Origin of the sequence: Pseudomonas sp. R62 (assembly GCF_000257605.1) — a bacterium.
Lineage (GTDB): Bacteria > Pseudomonadota > Gammaproteobacteria > Pseudomonadales > Pseudomonadaceae > Aquipseudomonas > Aquipseudomonas atacamensis.
On record NZ_JH635998.1, the window covers coordinates 1,586,158 to 1,601,921 of the forward strand.

At 61.8% G+C, this 15,764-nt stretch carries 14 protein-coding genes, 1 pseudogene and 1 riboswitch; of the genes and pseudogenes, 6 read left to right on the plus strand and 9 right to left on the minus strand.

Translation table 11 applies throughout. The features are described from left to right. The 5 genes from OQK_RS08365 to OQK_RS08385 all read right to left on the minus strand — a co-directional run. Positions 1 to 1,152 (minus strand): ATP-binding protein (locus OQK_RS08365; RefSeq protein WP_038860756.1); only part of this gene is annotated, 1,152 nt, incomplete at its 3' end. Positions 1,153 to 1,193: 41 nt separating this feature from the next. Next, a complete protein-coding gene (locus tag OQK_RS08370) occupies positions 1,194 to 1,802 on the minus strand; it encodes a YqiA/YcfP family alpha/beta fold hydrolase (RefSeq protein WP_016771970.1) in 609 nt (202 codons plus the stop codon). Positions 1,803 to 2,092: 290 nt separating this feature from the next. Beyond that, positions 2,093 to 2,908 (minus strand): 3',5'-cyclic-AMP phosphodiesterase, encoded by an 816-nt coding sequence (cpdA, locus tag OQK_RS08375; RefSeq protein ID WP_016771971.1) that lies wholly within the window; start codon positions 2,906 to 2,908, stop codon positions 2,093 to 2,095. Positions 2,909 to 3,005: 97 nt separating this feature from the next. Continuing rightward, positions 3,006 to 3,458: a DUF1249 domain-containing protein gene (locus tag OQK_RS08380; RefSeq protein WP_016771972.1), complete on the minus strand. Its 453-nt coding sequence runs from the start codon at positions 3,456 to 3,458 to the stop codon at positions 3,006 to 3,008. Then, positions 3,449 to 4,066 (minus strand): NUDIX domain-containing protein, encoded by a 618-nt coding sequence (locus tag OQK_RS08385; protein WP_024011344.1) that lies wholly within the window; start codon positions 4,064 to 4,066, stop codon positions 3,449 to 3,451. The genes OQK_RS08380 and OQK_RS08385 overlap by 10 nt, the downstream gene beginning before the upstream one ends. A gap of 227 nt (positions 4,067 to 4,293) precedes the next feature. Between OQK_RS08385 and OQK_RS08390 the strand changes: the two genes are divergently transcribed. Next, complete coding sequence (locus tag OQK_RS08390; RefSeq protein WP_016771974.1) at positions 4,294 to 5,040, plus strand: RsiV family protein; 747 nt, start codon at positions 4,294 to 4,296, stop codon at positions 5,038 to 5,040. On the opposite strand, the gene cytX is transcribed toward OQK_RS08390, so the two are convergent. Both cytX and thiC read right to left on the minus strand, forming a co-directional pair. Further along, on the minus strand, positions 5,009 to 6,301 hold the full coding sequence (gene cytX, locus OQK_RS08395) for a putative hydroxymethylpyrimidine transporter CytX (RefSeq protein ID WP_016771975.1): 1,293 nt from the start codon (positions 6,299 to 6,301) through the stop codon (positions 5,009 to 5,011). The two genes, OQK_RS08390 and cytX, sit on opposite strands and share 32 nt — an antisense overlap. A 251-nt stretch (positions 6,302 to 6,552) precedes the next feature. Next, a complete protein-coding gene (gene thiC / locus OQK_RS08400) occupies positions 6,553 to 8,442 on the minus strand; it encodes a phosphomethylpyrimidine synthase ThiC (RefSeq protein WP_016771976.1) in 1,890 nt (629 codons plus the stop codon). Positions 8,443 to 8,586: 144 nt separating this feature from the next. Next, positions 8,587 to 8,692, minus strand: a riboswitch (TPP riboswitch). Between the two features lie 204 nt (positions 8,693 to 8,896). Here thiC and OQK_RS08405 point away from each other — a divergent pair. Continuing rightward, positions 8,897 to 10,330 (plus strand): TolC family outer membrane protein, encoded by a 1,434-nt coding sequence (locus OQK_RS08405; RefSeq protein ID WP_016771977.1) that lies wholly within the window; start codon positions 8,897 to 8,899, stop codon positions 10,328 to 10,330. 552 nt (positions 10,331 to 10,882) lie between these two features. Here OQK_RS08405 and waaA read toward each other — a convergent pair. Together waaA and OQK_RS08415 are read right to left on the minus strand one after the other, a co-directional pair. Next, positions 10,883 to 12,157, minus strand: coding sequence for a lipid IV(A) 3-deoxy-D-manno-octulosonic acid transferase (gene waaA / locus OQK_RS08410; protein WP_016771978.1), 1,275 nt, complete (start codon positions 12,155 to 12,157; stop codon positions 10,883 to 10,885). A gap of 11 nt (positions 12,158 to 12,168) precedes the next feature. Further along, positions 12,169 to 13,065: a LysR family transcriptional regulator gene (locus OQK_RS08415; protein WP_038860757.1), complete on the minus strand. Its 897-nt coding sequence runs from the start codon at positions 13,063 to 13,065 to the stop codon at positions 12,169 to 12,171. A gap of 107 nt (positions 13,066 to 13,172) precedes the next feature. Between OQK_RS08415 and OQK_RS08420 the strand changes: the two genes are divergently transcribed. The 4 genes and pseudogenes from OQK_RS08420 to OQK_RS31970 form a co-directional block, all read left to right on the plus strand. Further along, positions 13,173 to 13,505, plus strand: coding sequence for a DMT family transporter (locus OQK_RS08420; RefSeq protein ID WP_016771980.1), 333 nt, complete (start codon positions 13,173 to 13,175; stop codon positions 13,503 to 13,505). A 117-nt stretch (positions 13,506 to 13,622) separates the two neighbouring features. Next, the gene (locus tag OQK_RS08425; RefSeq protein WP_016771981.1) at positions 13,623 to 14,798 is read left to right on the plus strand and encodes an NAD(P)/FAD-dependent oxidoreductase; all 1,176 of its coding nucleotides are present in this window, start codon (positions 13,623 to 13,625) and stop codon (positions 14,796 to 14,798) included. Further along, positions 14,795 to 15,607 (plus strand): aldo/keto reductase, encoded by an 813-nt coding sequence (locus OQK_RS08430; RefSeq protein ID WP_016771982.1) that lies wholly within the window; start codon positions 14,795 to 14,797, stop codon positions 15,605 to 15,607. Before OQK_RS08425 ends, OQK_RS08430 begins: the two co-directional genes overlap by 4 nt. A gap of 32 nt (positions 15,608 to 15,639) precedes the next feature. After that, positions 15,640 to 15,764, plus strand: a pseudogene (locus OQK_RS31970) (metal ABC transporter ATPase); the annotation flags it as partial.

Below are 15,764 nucleotides of genomic sequence, written 5' to 3' on the forward strand. Positions count from 1 at the left end.
GAGACGGCGGCCGGCGTTATTGATTGCCAGTTCGGCCAGCGCCAGACCGGTTTCCGGGTTGGCGTTGAGCCACAGGCTGAAAGCGTCTTTCACTACTCCGGAGACGAACGCCGCCGCTTCACGGGAAGACAGACGCTCTTTGGTCTGGCCGGAGAATTGCGGTTCCTGCATTTTCATCGACAGGACGAAAGCGATGCGCTCCCAGACGTCTTCCGGCGCCAGCTTCACGCCGCGCGGCAGCAGGCTGCGGAACTCGCAGAACTCGCGCATCGCGTCGAGCAGGCCCTGACGCAGGCCGTTGACGTGCGTACCGCCCTGGGCGGTCGGGATCAGGTTGACGTAGCTTTCCTGCACCGCGTCGCCACCTTCCGGCAGCCACAGCAGCGCCCAGTCGACCGCTTCCTTATTACCGGCGAAAGCGCCGCAGAACGGCTCGTTCGGCAGACGTTCGAATTCGCTGACCGCATCGACCAGGTAGGAGCGCAGGCCGTCTTCGTAATGCCACTCGACTTTCTCGCCGGTGCCTTTGTCTTCGAAGCTGACCAGCAAGCCCGGGCACAACACAGCCTTGGCCTTGAGCACATGCTTGAGGCGGCTGATGGAGAATTTCGGTGAGTCGAAGTATTTCGGGTCCGGCGCGAAGTACACGCTGGTGCCGGTGTTGCGCTTGCCGACGGTGCCGACGATTTCCAGCTCGGAGGCCTTGAAGCCGTCCTTGAAGGTCATCTGGTATTCGTTGCCGTCACGCTTGACCCGTACGCGCACTTCGGTCGACAGCGCGTTGACCACGGAAATACCCACCCCGTGCAAGCCGCCGGAGAACTGGTAGTTCTTGTTGGAGAACTTGCCGCCCGCATGCAGCTTGGTGAGGATCAGCTCGACGCCGGACACACCCTCTTCCGGGTGAATGTCGACCGGCATGCCACGGCCGTCGTCGCTGACTTCCAGCGAATGGTCGGCGTGCAGGATGACCTGCACCGATTTGGCGTGGCCGGCCAGGGCTTCGTCGACGCTGTTGTCGATGACTTCCTGGGCGAGGTGGTTCGGCCGACTGGTGTCGGTGTACATGCCGGGGCGTTTGCGCACCGGGTCGAGGCCCGAGAGGACTTCGATGGCGTCGGCGTTATAAGAACTAGCGCTGGGAGTGGCCATAAGGTCTCGTCGTCAGTCATTCATGAAAGAGGGGCAAGACTTCACAGCGTGGTGAAATCGATTGCCTGATACATATCGGCAGCCATGCCGGCAAAACTCAGCAACGCCGGCAATTGCCCGGCAAAGCCCTGGAAACTGTGGTCGCCGCCAGCCTGGATGCGCAAGGCACAGGCGCGGTAATACTGTTGGGCGAGGCGATAATCCAGCGTTTCGTCGCCGGTTTGCAACCAGACCTGATAGCGCTGCGGATCCTGCGGTGGTGGCACTTCCAGTTCGGCCAGCGCCGTGACGTGGTCGTGGGTCAGTTCCCAGGTTTCATCGGTGTAGAGGTTCTGCTGCGTGCCCAGATAACCATCGAACATCCGGTGCGGGCTGACCGCCGGGTTGACCAGCAGGGCTTTCAGGCCATGGCGCTCGGCCAGGTGAGTCGCATAGTAGCCGCCGAGCGAACTTCCCACCAGCAACGGCCGGCCCAGCTCGGCGATTGCCTGCTCGAGCTGACCGATGGCTTCGCGCGGATGGTGATGCAGCGCCGGCACGCGCAATTGCTCGCTCAAACCCAGCCGCTCCATGACCGCGACCAGCTGACAAGCCTTCTTTGAGGCCGGCGCGCTGTTGAAACCGTGGATATAGAGGATCGAACCGGACATTTGAGCTCCCTGGCTGTCGGCGAAAGATAGCGGAGTTTACAGGGAGAAGGACCGGGATTGGGGGTGGGTTCAATAAATTGGTGTGACAGCACAAGCTGCCCTCACCCTAACCCTCTCCCGGAGGGAGAGGGAACCGACTGGGGGATATTCGAGAGCTACACCGACCTGAACGTTATGCTGCGAATCCATAATCGATATCGCTGTTTCAGGCCGATGCACAGCCAAAGACACCGAGGTCGGCCCCCTCTCCCTCTGGGAGAGGGCTGGGGTGAGGGTCTTTGATTGTCAGTTCAGTAACCGTTGGAGCCGTAATCGACTGTGAACTCGAAGTCGGTGACTCTTTCGACGCCCGTTTCCAATTTCCCGTCCGGCAACAACCGCAGCCAGCGATACCCCGGCGCCTGCTCGCCCACTTTGAAATCCGCACTCCCCGGCTCGAACTGGATGCACGTCGAGGGCGAGGCCATCAAGCGCACGCCATTGCGGTCGCGATCGATTTCCTGATGCACATGCCCCCACAGCACCGCGCGAACCTGTGGAAAGCGATCCAGCACTTCAAAGAACGCTTCCGGGTTGCGCAAGCCGATCGGCTCCATCCACGCGCAGCCGATCGACACCGGGTGATGATGCAGGCACACCAGATGATGACGCTCCGGCGCCTCGCTCAGCGCGCGGGCGAGCAGTTGCAATTGATCATCCTGCAGATAGCCCGGCACCGAACCCGGCACCGCCGAATCCAGCATCGTCACCCGCCAATTGCCGATATCGACTACCGATTCGAGCAAGGTGCTCTGCACCGCCGCCTCGGCCATGACCATCGGCTCGTCGTGATTGCCGGGAATCCAGCGCGCCGGGGCATTGATCTGCGCGCTCATCTGGCGGAAGGCCTGATACGACTCCAGCGTGCCGTCCTGGGAAATATCTCCGGTCGCCAGCAGCAGATCGATCTGCGCCTGTTGCGCCAACACCAGGTCGATGACCTGTTGCAGGCTCTCGCGGGTCTTCATGCCCAGCAGCTTGCTGTGCGCTTCAGCGAACAGGTGGCTGTCGGACAACTGCACCAGCAGCGCCGGGTCGGCGCTGGTAATTGTCGATACGCTGGGCAAGGCGCTCTCCCGGGGCTAGGCACGCAATGGATGGGTGCGGCAATTATGCTGGGGGATGACACAAAGGGGAAACCGCCGAAGCGGACGCAGTTCACAACTAGCGAACGACTTCGTACTCGTGCCCCAACGCCAGGCAATGACTCAGCCATTCGCCCAGAAACACATTGAGCTGGGCCTTTTCATCGGGCTGGTGCATGGCGGCGTTCGGATAAGGATAGATGCCGCGAAAGCGTCGTGCATGCTCGGCGCTGACCACTTCGGCCATGCGCGCGTCGTGGTAGACCTGCACTTCCAGTTGCGGCACCGGCAACCATGGCAGGCTGTGCTCCTGGCGTACCTGCAAGGTCGTGGTGTACGGGCAGGTCTGCAGCACTTCGAGGGCGAGCACGCCGAGCATCTGCTCGCCCTGGGTCACGGCGATACGCCGCGCCTCGGGTTCGTTGCGCATGTCCGGCAGCAGTCGCATCAGGCGCGCGTAGTTGGCCTCGCAGGCGGCTTGCAGCCCCACGAGGTCAACCCGATAACGATCGCGCAGCTTGTTTACGACCATAGCCCCCTCACTTCGGCGCGGTTCAGCGCCAGCCACTGCAAGGCGATGATGCTCGCCGCGTTGGCAATCCGTCCGTCACGCACGGCCTGCAAGGCATCTTCAAAGGCCCAGACCGTTACGCGAATGTCTTCGGCCTCTTCTTCCAGCCCGTGCAGCCCGCCGACACCGTCGGTGCTGCAACGCCCCAGATACAAATGCACGAATTCGTTGCTGCCACCCGGCGATGGGAAATACTTGGTCATCGGCCACAACGCCTTGATGTCCAGCCCAGCTTCCTCCTGCGCCTCGCGGTGAGCAACTTCTTCCGGTTGCTCATCCTTGTCGATCAGACCGGCGACCAGTTCGACCAGCCACGGGTTGTCGGCCTTGCCCATGGCGCCGACACGAAACTGCTCGATCAGCACCACTTCATCGCGCTGCGGATCGTAAGGCAGGACGCACACGGCATCGTGGCGCACGAAGATTTCCCGGTTGATCTCGCGGCTCATGCCCCCGGCGAACAGCTCATGGCGCAAGTGCACACGGTCGAGCTTGTAGAAGCCCTCGTAGCATTTTTCGCGCCGCACGATATCCACGGCGGTCGGAATGGCGTTGGCAAAGTCAGTCATGATCATCCTCTTTACTGCATATCCTTTACGGGGTTTCCGCGTACAACCGGCAACCTCGACTTCGCGCCATCCTAACGCGCCCGCACCGTTTGATGCAGCCCCTTTACCGTCAGCGGGATGGACGGTGAAGCTGAAACACACTCTAATCAGCTTAGTGGCGAACTGACTGCTCCGTTGAGAGTCGAAGCGGTATCTTTTTGCCTTCCCCTCCTTTCGAAAGGACGCCCATGTCGCTTTTCAAAATTGCCTCTGTGGCCGCTATTGCCCTGACTCTGGGCGCCTGTGCCAGCCTGTTCCAGCCCAACTATCGCACGCCGCTGGAAACCACCCGCGACGCCTCGGAACAACTCAAACCCGGCTGTTCCAATCCCGATTGCCCGCTGGTGAACATCGACACCCTGCGTTTCCCGGATGAGCCGGCACTGGACGGCATCATCGAAAAACGTCTGCTGCAAATGACCCGCACCGAGAAGAACGCGCCGGTAGCGCCAACCTTGGCCGCCTACCGCGAGCAGTTTCTGGCCAGCGCCGGCCCGCGCAACAGCAGCTATCTGCAAGCGAAAGTACGCGAGCAGCATGACGGACTGGTGATCATCGAGCTGTCGAGCTACCTCGACACCGGCGGCGCCCACGGCACGCCGGGTCGCGGTTTCATCAACTATTCGCGCCAGCAGCACAAGGTGCTGAACCTGTCCGACATGTTGCTGCCGGGTCAGGAAGAGGCATTCTGGAAAGCCGCGCAAGTGGCGCACAACAGTTGGCTGATCAGCACCAAGCTCGATCAGGAGGCGGAATTCGTCGCGAACTGGCCGTTCGTGAAAACCCCGCACGTGGCGCTGACCTACGGTGGCGTGATCCTCAAGTACGACGTGACCACCATCGCGCCCTATGCGCTGGGCCACGTCGAACTGAAGATCCCTTATCCGCGCCTGAACGGCATTCTCAAGCCTGAGCTGTTTCCCGGCCGTAACTGAAGGCCCGGCCCAGCAATAACTGCAACAGCCCTGCCAGCACCAGCGCCGGCAGGGTTGCGCCGACATCCGGATACAGATTTGCCAGCAAGTGGTAGGTGCTCACGCCACCCAGCCACGCCAGCAACGCCGGCCAGCGCAATGCGGCTGAGGCGACCAGAGCACTGCGCTTGCGCAGGATGAAGTGATCCACCAGCACCACGCCGAACAGCGGCGCGAACACCGAGCCGATCAACAGCAGGAAATTCTGGTACTGCGCCAACGGCGCCAGCAGTGCGATCAGCGTGCAGATCACGCCGATGGCCAAGGCCAGGTGCTCGACTTTCAGACGCAACAGAATCCCGCTCGAGACCGCTGCCGAATGTATATCGGCAAAAGCGTTTTCCGACTCGTCGAGCAGAATCAGCAACAGCGGAATGCCCAGACCGGCACCGGCCAGAGCGAGCAGCAGAGCATTGACTTCGCCGCTCGGCGCGAACGCCAGGGTGTAGGCCACGCCAAGGCTCATCAGCCAGAAATTACCGATGAAAAAACCGACAGCCGTGCCACCGAAGACATTCTTCGCGCGCTTGCCGAAACGCGAGTAGTCGGCAATCAGCGGCAGCCACGATAGCGGCATGGCGATGGCAATGTCGAAGCCCACCGCGAATGGCATCGAACCGTCACCGGCGCGCGCCCACAATGCCGCGAGGTCGGCTTTGGCGAACAGGTTCCAGGTCAGCCACAGGCACGCGGCGAGCAACAGCCAGATGCCCCACTTGCGCAGAATCTGCCGCACGAACGTCAACGGCCCGCTCACCGCGAGCAAGGTCGCCAGCGCGCCGAAAACCAGCGTCCACAGCATCGGATTGGCCCACAGCGAACCTTCGCTGAAGGCGCGGGTGCCGAGCAGGCTGGCGGCGTCGCGCATGACGATGATTTCGAACGAGCCCCAGCCGATCAGTTGCAGCAGATTGAGCAGCGCCGGCAGGCTCGCGCCTTTGCTGCCAAGGCTGAGCTTCAGCGCGGCCATTGATGACAGGCCGGTGTCGCTGCCGATCACGCCGACGGCGGCCAGCAACAGCACGCCGACCAGCGTGCCGAGGAAGATCGCCAGCAAAGAACCGGACAGACCCAGGCCCGGCGCGAGCAATGCGCCGGTCTGTAGAACCATCAGGCCGATGCCGAGGGAGAACCACAGGGAAAACAGATCGCGACCGCCGAAGACACGCTTTTCAGCGGGGACGGCGAGGTCGGGGGAATAAGTGCCGGGTTGAATGCTCAAGGGTGTTATCTCAAAGAGGAGCAGGAAAAAGCTGCAAGCTGCAAGCCGCAAGTTAAAAGCGGTACGCGGACAGCTTCTAATCTTGCAGCTTGCAGCTTGCCGCTTGTGGCTAGACTTTTGATCGTTCCCACGCTCTGCGTGGGAACGATCAGTGAAAAAGCTGCAAGCCGCAAGTTAAAGCGGTACGCGGACTGCTTCTAATCTTGCAGCTTGCCGCTTGCCGCTTGCCGCTTGTGGCTTGTGGCTTGTGGCTAGACTTTCTTGTACAGCTGACTGCCTTCCTGTTTGAACCGCTCGGCCTGCTCAGCTAGCCCCTTGGCGACGTCCACATCGACCGCGTCGATGCGCTGGTTGGCCGCATACTCGCGGACTTCCTGGGTGATCTTCATCGAGCAGAATTTCGGCCCGCACATCGAGCAGAAATGCGCGACCTTGGCCGAGTCCTTCGGCAGGGTTTCGTCGTGATAGGAGCGCGCGGTGTCCGGGTCCAGGCCGAGGTTGAACTGGTCTTCCCAGCGAAATTCGAAACGCGCCTTGCTCAGTGCGTTATCGCGGATCTGCGCGCCTGGATGTCCCTTGGCCAAGTCCGCCGCATGCGCGGCGATCTTGTAAGTGATGATCCCGGTTTTCACGTCATCCTTGTTCGGCAGGCCCAGGTGCTCCTTCGGCGTCACGTAGCAGAGCATCGCGCAACCGAACCAGCCGATCATCGCCGCGCCGATACCGGAAGTGATGTGGTCATAGCCCGGCGCAATGTCGGTAGTCAGCGGACCGAGGGTGTAGAACGGCGCCTCGTCGCAGCATTCGAGCTGCTTGTCCATGTTCTCTTTGATCAACTGCATCGGCACGTGGCCCGGGCCTTCGATCATGCATTGCACGTCGTGCTTCCAGGCAATCTTGGTCAGCTCGCCGAGGGTTTCCAGTTCGCCGAATTGCGCTTCGTCATTGGCGTCGGCAATCGAGCCCGGACGCAGGCCATCACCCAGCGAGAAGCTGACGTCGTAGGCCTTCATGATTTCGCAGATTTCGTCGAAGTGGGTGTAGAGGAAGTTCTCTTTGTGGTGCGCCAGGCACCACTTGGCCATGATCGAACCGCCACGGGAGACGATGCCGGTGACGCGTTTGGCGGTCAGCGGCACGTAACGCAGGAGCACGCCGGCGTGAATGGTGAAGTAGTCGACGCCCTGCTCGGCCTGTTCGATCAGGGTGTCGCGGAACAGCTCCCAGGTCAGGTCTTCAGCGACGCCGTTGACCTTCTCCAGCGCCTGATAGATCGGCACGGTACCGATCGGCACCGGCGAGTTGCGGATGATCCACTCGCGGGTTTCGTGAATGTGTTTACCGGTGGACAGGTCCATCACCGTGTCCGAGCCCCAGCGAATGCCCCAGGTCAGCTTCGCCACTTCTTCTTCGATCGAAGAACCCAGGGCGCTGTTGCCGATATTGCCGTTGATCTTCACCAGGAAGTTACGGCCGATGATCATCGGTTCCAGTTCGACGTGGTTGATGTTGGCCGGAATGATCGCGCGACCACGGGCGATTTCTTCGCGGACGAATTCAGGGGTGATTTCTTTCGGAATGCTTGCGCCGAAGCTGTGGCCGGCGTGCTGCTGCTTGAGCAGGCCGGCTGCGCGGGCCTCTTGCAGCTTCATGTTTTCGCGGATGGCGACGTATTCCATCTCGGCAGTGATGATGCCTTTGCGCGCGTAGTGCATCTGGCTGACGTTGGCCCCGGCCTTGGCCCGGCGCGGGTTGTTGACGTGGGCAAAGCGCAGTTTGGTCAGTTCGGCATCGGCCAGACGCTGCTGGCCGAAGTTCGAACTCAGGCCCGGCAGGCGCTCGGTATCGCCACGGTCATCGATCCACGCTGAACGCACATCGGCCAGACCTTTGCGCACATCGATGACCACGTCCGGATCGGTGTACGGGCCGGAGGTGTCGTAGACGGTGACCGGGGCGTTGATCTCGCCGCCGAAATCGGTCGGGGTTACATCGAGGCTGATTTCGCGCATCGGCACGCGGATGTCCGGGCGCGAGCCCTGAACGTAGATTTTTTGCGAACGGGTGAACGGCTTGACCGATTGCTCGTCGACCTTGGCCGAGTCACTCAGGTTGATCGCGTTTTTTTCTTTTGTTGTCATCACGGGCTCTCCAGACAGCATCCAGCAGTGGATTGTCGGAGCAGAACCTGAAAGGCACGGACGCACCAGGACCGGTGCTGTGCATTCGTCATGGCGTTCGATTGTCGAACAATATCCCGGACGAAGCACAAGAGGACTCGCCGGGTGACGAGAAATCTTGTTCCCTACGCAGGCGCTAACCTGATCAGGTTCAACGGGATCCGAAATTATTCGATCTCAGCCTCATAGCAAGGCACCCCGACAAGAACCCGGCCAGTCTAGACACAACCATCAAGGAACGCCAACACCGCAGCGAACGCCATGATGAATGGCGTAAATACCCAGGTTGGCCGATTGTTGCCGGAGCAATGCGCAACTACACTCGCTGGGCCTGCTCAGCCTTGACGCTGTGCGGGCTGCGCCTTACCTTTGGCGCCCGGATTACTTCCATAATATTCATGCTAGGGATCGCCTCATGCTGCGCAAACTTTCATTGGCTGTTGCCGTGTCCTGTGCGTCCAACACAATGGCCTGGGCAGCGGAAGCACCCTTGTCGACCAAAACCGATCTGGTCAGCGTCTATCAGGAAGCGGTCGACAACAACGCCGACCTCGCGGCGGCCCGCGCCCAGTATGGCGCGCAGAAAGAAGTGGTGCCGCAGGCCCGCGCCGGTCTGCTGCCGAACCTGTCCGGTGGCGCCGAAGTTGCTGACGTGCGCACCTCGATCGACCAGCCTTCAGCCATCGCCAACCGCAGCGCGCATTCCTATCAGGCGACACTGGCGCAGCCGCTGTTCCGCGCCGATCGCTGGTTCCAGTATCAAGCGGCGAAAGACGTCAACGAGCAGGCCGCGCTGCAGCTGTCGGCGACCGAACAGAACCTGATCCTGCAGAGCGCCGAAAGCTACTTCAACGTGCTGCGCAGCCAGGACAACCTGGCCTCGACCAAGGCTGAAGAAGCCGCGTTCAAACGTCAGCTCGACCAGTCCAACGAGCGCTTCGATGTCGGCCTCTCGGACAAGACCGACGTGCTGCAATCGCAAGCCAGTTACGACACCGCGCGAGCCAACCGCATCGTCGCCCAGCGTCAGGTCGATGATGCGTTCCAGGCTTTGATCACCCTGACCAACCGTCAGTACAACTCGATTCAGGGCATCGTTCATACGCTGCCGATCCTGCCGCCGGCGCCCAACGATGCGAAATCCTGGGTCGACACGGCGGCTCGGCAGAACCTCAATCTGCTCGCCAGCAACTACGCGGTCAGCTCCGCCGAGCAGACGCTCAAGCAGCGCAAGGCCGGCCACTTGCCGACCCTCGACGCCGTGGCGAAATACGAGAAAGGCGACAACGACGCCCTCGGCTTCGCCAACCCCAACTCGTTCGGCGCGCCTTATGGCGGCAACGTCGAGCAGAGCACCCTGGGCCTGCAACTGAACATCCCGATCTACAGCGGCGGCCTGACCAGTTCGCAAGTGCGTCAGTCCTATGCGCAACTGGATCAGAGCGAACAGCAGCGCGAATCGCTGCGCCGGCAAGTGGTGGAAAACACCCGCAATCTGCACCGCGCGGTGAACACCGACGTCGAGCAGGTGCAGGCGCGCCGCCAGTCGATCATCTCCAACCAGAGCGCGGTGGAAGCCACGGAAATCGGTTATCAGGTCGGCACACGCAACATCGTCGACGTGCTCGACGCGCAGCGCCAGCTGTACACCTCGGTGCGCAACTACAACAACACCCGCTACGACTACATCCTCGACAACCTGCGCCTGAAGCAGGCGGCGGGGACGCTGAACCCGGGTGACCTGGAAGATCTGCGGCGTTATCTGAAAGCCGACTACAACCCGGACAAGGATTTCCTGCCACCGGATCTGGCGTCGGCGGCTGAAGCGCAGCTCAAGGCCCGGCCATAAGCAATCTGGAATGAATCCCCTGTGGTGAGGGGATTTATCCCCGTCCGGCTGCGCAGCAGTCGTAAATCCTGCTGGCCAGATCTGCCTGAATCACCGCGTCGAATGGTTTCGGGGCTGCTTCGCAACCCAGCGGGGATGAATCCCCTCACCACAGTATGGCCCGGCCATAAACTATCTGAATGAACCCCTGTGGTGAGGGGATTTATCCCCGTCCGGCTGCGCAGCAGTCGTAGATCCTGCTTGTCAGATCTGACTGAATGACCGCGCTGAATGGTTTTGGGGCTGCTTCGCAACCCAGCGGGGATGAATCCCCTCACCACAGTAATATTCAGCGACTATTGGATCAGCCGCGCCAGACCATCCAGCCAAAGGCACGGCCATGAAAAATCTGGAATGAATCCCCTGTGGCGAGGGGATTTATCCCCGTCCGGCTGCGCAGCAGTCGTAAATCCGACTTGCCAGATCTAACTGAATCACCGCGCTGAATGGTTTCGGGGCTGCTTCGCAACCCAGCGGGGATGAATCCCCTCACCACAGTCATATTCCAGGCGACTATTGGATCAGCCGCGCCAAACCATCCAGCAGCCGCTGCAATGCGCCCTGATTGCGCCGCATCACCGCCAGCCCGGCCTCGGCCATGCGCTGCGCATCACGCGGCAGTTCGAACAAGCGCTGCACCTCGACTGCGAGGCCTTCGGCATCATCCACTTCGGCCAACGCCCCGGCTTCGCGCAGTTGCGCGGCGATGTCGAGGAAGTTGAACAGGTGTGGGCCGCTGAGTACCGGTTTCGCCAGCGCGGCGGGTTCGAGCAGGTTGTGCCCGCCATTCGGCACCAGACTGCCGCCGACAAAAGCGCTGTCGGCCAGGGCATAGAGAAACAGCAACTCGCCCATGGTGTCGCCAAGCAGCACGCTCGTCTGCGCATCGACATTGGCCCCGGTCGAGCGACGTACCGTGGCGAAACCTTCGCGCTGGCACAGCTCGAACACCGAATTGAAGCGCTCCGGATGACGCGGCACCAGAATCAATAATGCATCCGGATGATTGGCCAACAGGCGACGATGAGCGCCGAGCACCACTTCATCTTCGCCTTCGTGAGTGCTCGCGGCGATCCACACGGGACGATCCTGCGCCTGCCATTGGCTACGCAATTCGGTAGCACGCTGCAGCAATTGCGGATCGATGGTCAGGTCGAACTTGATCGAACCGGTGACCTCGACAGATTCAGGCCGCGCGCCGAGATCGCGGAAGCGCTGGGCCTCGGCTTCGGTCTGCACCGCCAACAGGCTCATCTCGGCAAGCATCGGCGCAGTGAGTTTGCTGAAGCGGCCATAGCCTTTGGCGGAACGCTGCGACAACCGTCCATTGGCCAGCGCCACTGGAATTCCGCGTTCGGCACATTGATGAATATGATTGGGCCACAGCTCGGTCTCCATGATCACTGCAAGCCTGGGCTGCACGCGATCAAGAAAACGCGCCGCCGCACAAGGCAAGTCATACGGCAGATAGCAGTGTTGAATGCGCGGCTCGTTGGAAAACAGTGCCTGAATCCGCTCCGAACCGGTCGGGGTCATGCAGGTCACGGTGATCGGCAGCGCCGGATAGCGTTCCAGCAGCGCGCGGATCATCGGCGCGGCGGCAATGCTTTCGCCCACCGACACCGCGTGCACCCAGATGCCGCCGGGCTGCAAGGTCGGCATGCCAAGAGTAAAGCGCTCGCCAATGCGCTTGGCATACGCCGGCGCCTTGCGTGCGCGCAGCCACAGCCGAATCGCCACCAATGGCAGCCCCAGGTAAAACAGCGCGGTGTAGAGTGTTCTATTCATGGCGGCGGAGTTTATCGGCTTTTGTCGCCGATCGCCCGCAAGTGCACGGCAAAACGTTCCGCCAGCCAGCGCGCGGCGGGGCCGAGCGGTTCGTCGCGGCGCCAGACCAGTTCCACCACCAGCGCCGGCGGCGTCCATTCACTGTCGAGCTCAATCATTTGGCCCTGATACGCCGAGTACTGCACAACGTGGCGCGGCAACCACGCCCAGCCGAGATCGCGCACCAGCCATTCGGACATCACGTAAAAGCTGTCGGCGCGCCACACCTGCGGGCTGGCCGGCTCATTGCCGGGATAGACGCTGGTCTGCGTAGACATCAGCAATTGCCGGTGCTGCGCCAGTTGCTGGCAGGTCACGTAGGCCTGCTGCGCCAGCGGATGATTGACACCGCAGACCGTGACCATTTCCACTCGACCCAGTACGCGCCGCTCAAGGGCTTCGGGAATTTCATCGTGATAGAACAGCAGGCCGAGGTCGGCGCGACGTTCGACCAGTTTGCGTGCGACTTCGCCTTGGGCGGCGCTGGTCAGTTGCACTTCCAGACTGGGAAACTGCTCGGCCAGTTCACCGAAACTTTCCACCAGCGCCTGATACGGCATCGCCTCGTCCTGGGCCACCCGCAACTGCGCCTCCTGACCGCGCAGCATCGCCACGGCCCTGCCGTTGAGGCGCTCGCACTGGCGCAACACTTCCCGTGCCTCTTCCAGCAATGCCTCGCCCGCCTCGGTGAGACTGGGCTGACGACCACTGCTGCGTTCGAACAGGCTCACGCCCAAATCCTCTTCGAGCATCGCGACAGCACTGCTGATCGCCGATTGCGCCTTGCGTTGTCGACGCGCCACGGCGGAAAACGATCGCTGTTCTGCAACGTCGACAAATACCCGCAGCTGCTCGAGATTCCATTGCATGCTTGCTACCAACCCATCTTCAGAACAGATAGGTAATGACTTTACCCCATCTGAGCAATCCCTAGAATGTCATTCCAGCAAGCAATGATTTATTTGAGGATCAAACCATGAACGCCTACGTCTATCTGGCCATCGCCATCTGCGCCGAAGTGATCGCCACCGTTTCGATGAAAGCGGTCAAGGGCTTCAGCACGCCGCTGCCGCTGATTCTGGTGATTGTCGGCTACGGGATCGCATTCTGGATGCTAACGCTGGTGGTGCGCACCGTACCGGTGGGCGTTGCCTACGCGGTCTGGGCGGGGATGGGCATTGTCATGGTCAGCGTCGCCGCTCTGTTCATTTACGGGCAGAAGCTCGACGTACCGGCGATGCTGGGGATGGCGTTGATCGTGCTGGGGGTCGTCGTGATTCAGCTGTTTTCGAAAACCGCCGGGCATTAAAACGCAGCAGCAAGCTTCAAGCGGCAAGCCGCAAGCATTGCTGATTTGCTGGTCCGGGTTGCAGCTTGCAGCTTGAAGCTTGAAACTTGCGGCTTCTTCAAGCTCCGAGGTCGCTGCATGCCATCCGTTATTTCCACCGACGTTCTGATTGTCGGCGCTGGTGTCGCCGGCCTCTGGCTGAATGCGCGCCTGCGCGGTCAGGGTTTTTCGACCGTGCTGGTGGAAAGCGCCAGCCTCGGTGGCGGGCAGAGCGTGAAGTCCCAGGGCATCATCCACGGCGGCGCCAAGTACGCGCTGCACGGCGCGCTGACCGGGGCCTCGGAAGCCATCGCCGACATGCCGCGCCGCTGGCGCGAGGCGCTGGCCGGTAATGGTGAGCTGGATCTGTCCGGCGTGCGCCTGCTGTCCGAAGCCCATTACCTGTGGTCGCCAGGCACTTTGGCCGGCAATCTGACCAGTTTCTTCGCCAGTAAAGCCGTGCGTGGCCGGGTCGATCAGGTCAAGGGCGATGAACTGCCGCTGGCCCTGCAGGACAAGCGTTTCAAGGGCAAGGTCTATCGCCTCGCCGAATTGGTAGTGGATGTCCCGTGCCTGATCCAGCGTCTGGCCGAGCTGGCCGGTGACGGTCTGCTCGCCGGGCAGGTCATCGAGCCGCTGCTGGAAGCCGGCGTGCTGGTCGGCCTGAAAGTCGATGGGCGTGAGATCCGCGCCCAGCGCATCGTCCTCAGTGCTGGCGCCGGCACTGCCGAACTGCTTGAAGCCCTGGGCCTGAGCCGTCCGGCCATGCAGCGCCGACCACTGCACATGATCCTCGCGAAGGGCCCCGGCTTGAAACCGCTGTACGCGCACTGCCTGGGCGGCGGCACCAAGCCGCGCATCACCGTGACCACGCACCCGGCCGCTGACGGCCAGTGGGTCTGGTACATGGGCGGCGACATCGCCGAAAGCGAAGGCGTGGCCCGCGAGCCGGCCGAACAGATCGCCACCGCGCAAAAGGAAATCGCCCAGCTGCTGCCGTGGATCGACCTCAGCACCACGCAATGGGCAACCCTGCGCGTCGATCGCGCCGAGCCGCTGCAAACCGGCCTGACCCGCCCGGACAACGCATTCCTCGCCGAGGAAGGTCGCTTGCTCGTCGGCTGGCCGACCAAACTGGCACTGGCGCCAGACTTCGCCGACCGCGTTATCGCTTCGTTGCAACGCGACGGCATCCAGCCGCAGGCGACTGATCCGCTGCCGCCGCTGCCGAAACCGCCGCTCGGTGTACCCGCGTGGGAGCAACTGCTGCCATGACCATCGCCACTCTGCACGAACTGCATCGCCCGCTCGGCAGCACCGGCCTGTCGGTGTCGCCACTGGGTCTGGGCACGGTCAAACTCGGCCGCGATCAAGGGGTGAAATACCCCAACGGCTTTCAAATTCCCGACGACGACGAGGCGCGCATGCTGCTGCGCCAGGCGCGGGATCTGGGCATCAACCTGATCGACACCGCGCCGGCCTATGGTCGCAGCGAAGAACGCCTCGGCCCGCTGCTACGCGGCCAGCGACAGGATTGGGTGATTGTCAGCAAGGTCGGCGAAGAGTTTGCCGATGGCGTGTCGCGCCACGACTTCAGCGCTGCGCACACGCGAATGTCGGTCGAGCGCAGCCTGCAACGTCTGGAAACGGATTTCATCGATCTGGTCCTCGTGCACTCGGACGGCAACGACATGGCCATCCTTGAGCACGAAGAGGTCTACGCCACCCTCGCGGCGCTGAAGGCCGAGGGCAAGATTCGCGGCTTCGGTTTTTCCGGCAAAACCGTCGAAGGTGGGCTGAAAGCGCTGGAGCAAGGCGACTGCGCGATGGTCACCTACAATCTGAACGAACAAAACGAAAAGGCGGTCATTGACTATGCTGCTGCCCACGGCAAAGCCATTCTTGTGAAAAAAGCCTTGGCCAGCGGTCATGTCTGTCTGAGTCCGGGAGTCGATCCGGTGCGCGCCAGCTTCGAGTTGCTGTTCACTCATCCCGGCGTCGCCAGTGCTATTGTCGGCACAATCAATCCGCTGCACCTCGCCCATAACGTAGCGACCGTTGCCCAGGTCCTGCGTAGTCACTGACGCCGCCCCGCGGCCTTAAGCCAGGAGCCGATATGCCGCGCACGCTCATCCGCAAGAACCCGAGCAACTTCAAGACGCTGCCGCTGTTCGTCGAAGCCACACCCGAAGGCCTGAGCTATCAGAGCGTCGGCATGCCGCTGAACTTCGCCCAGACCCT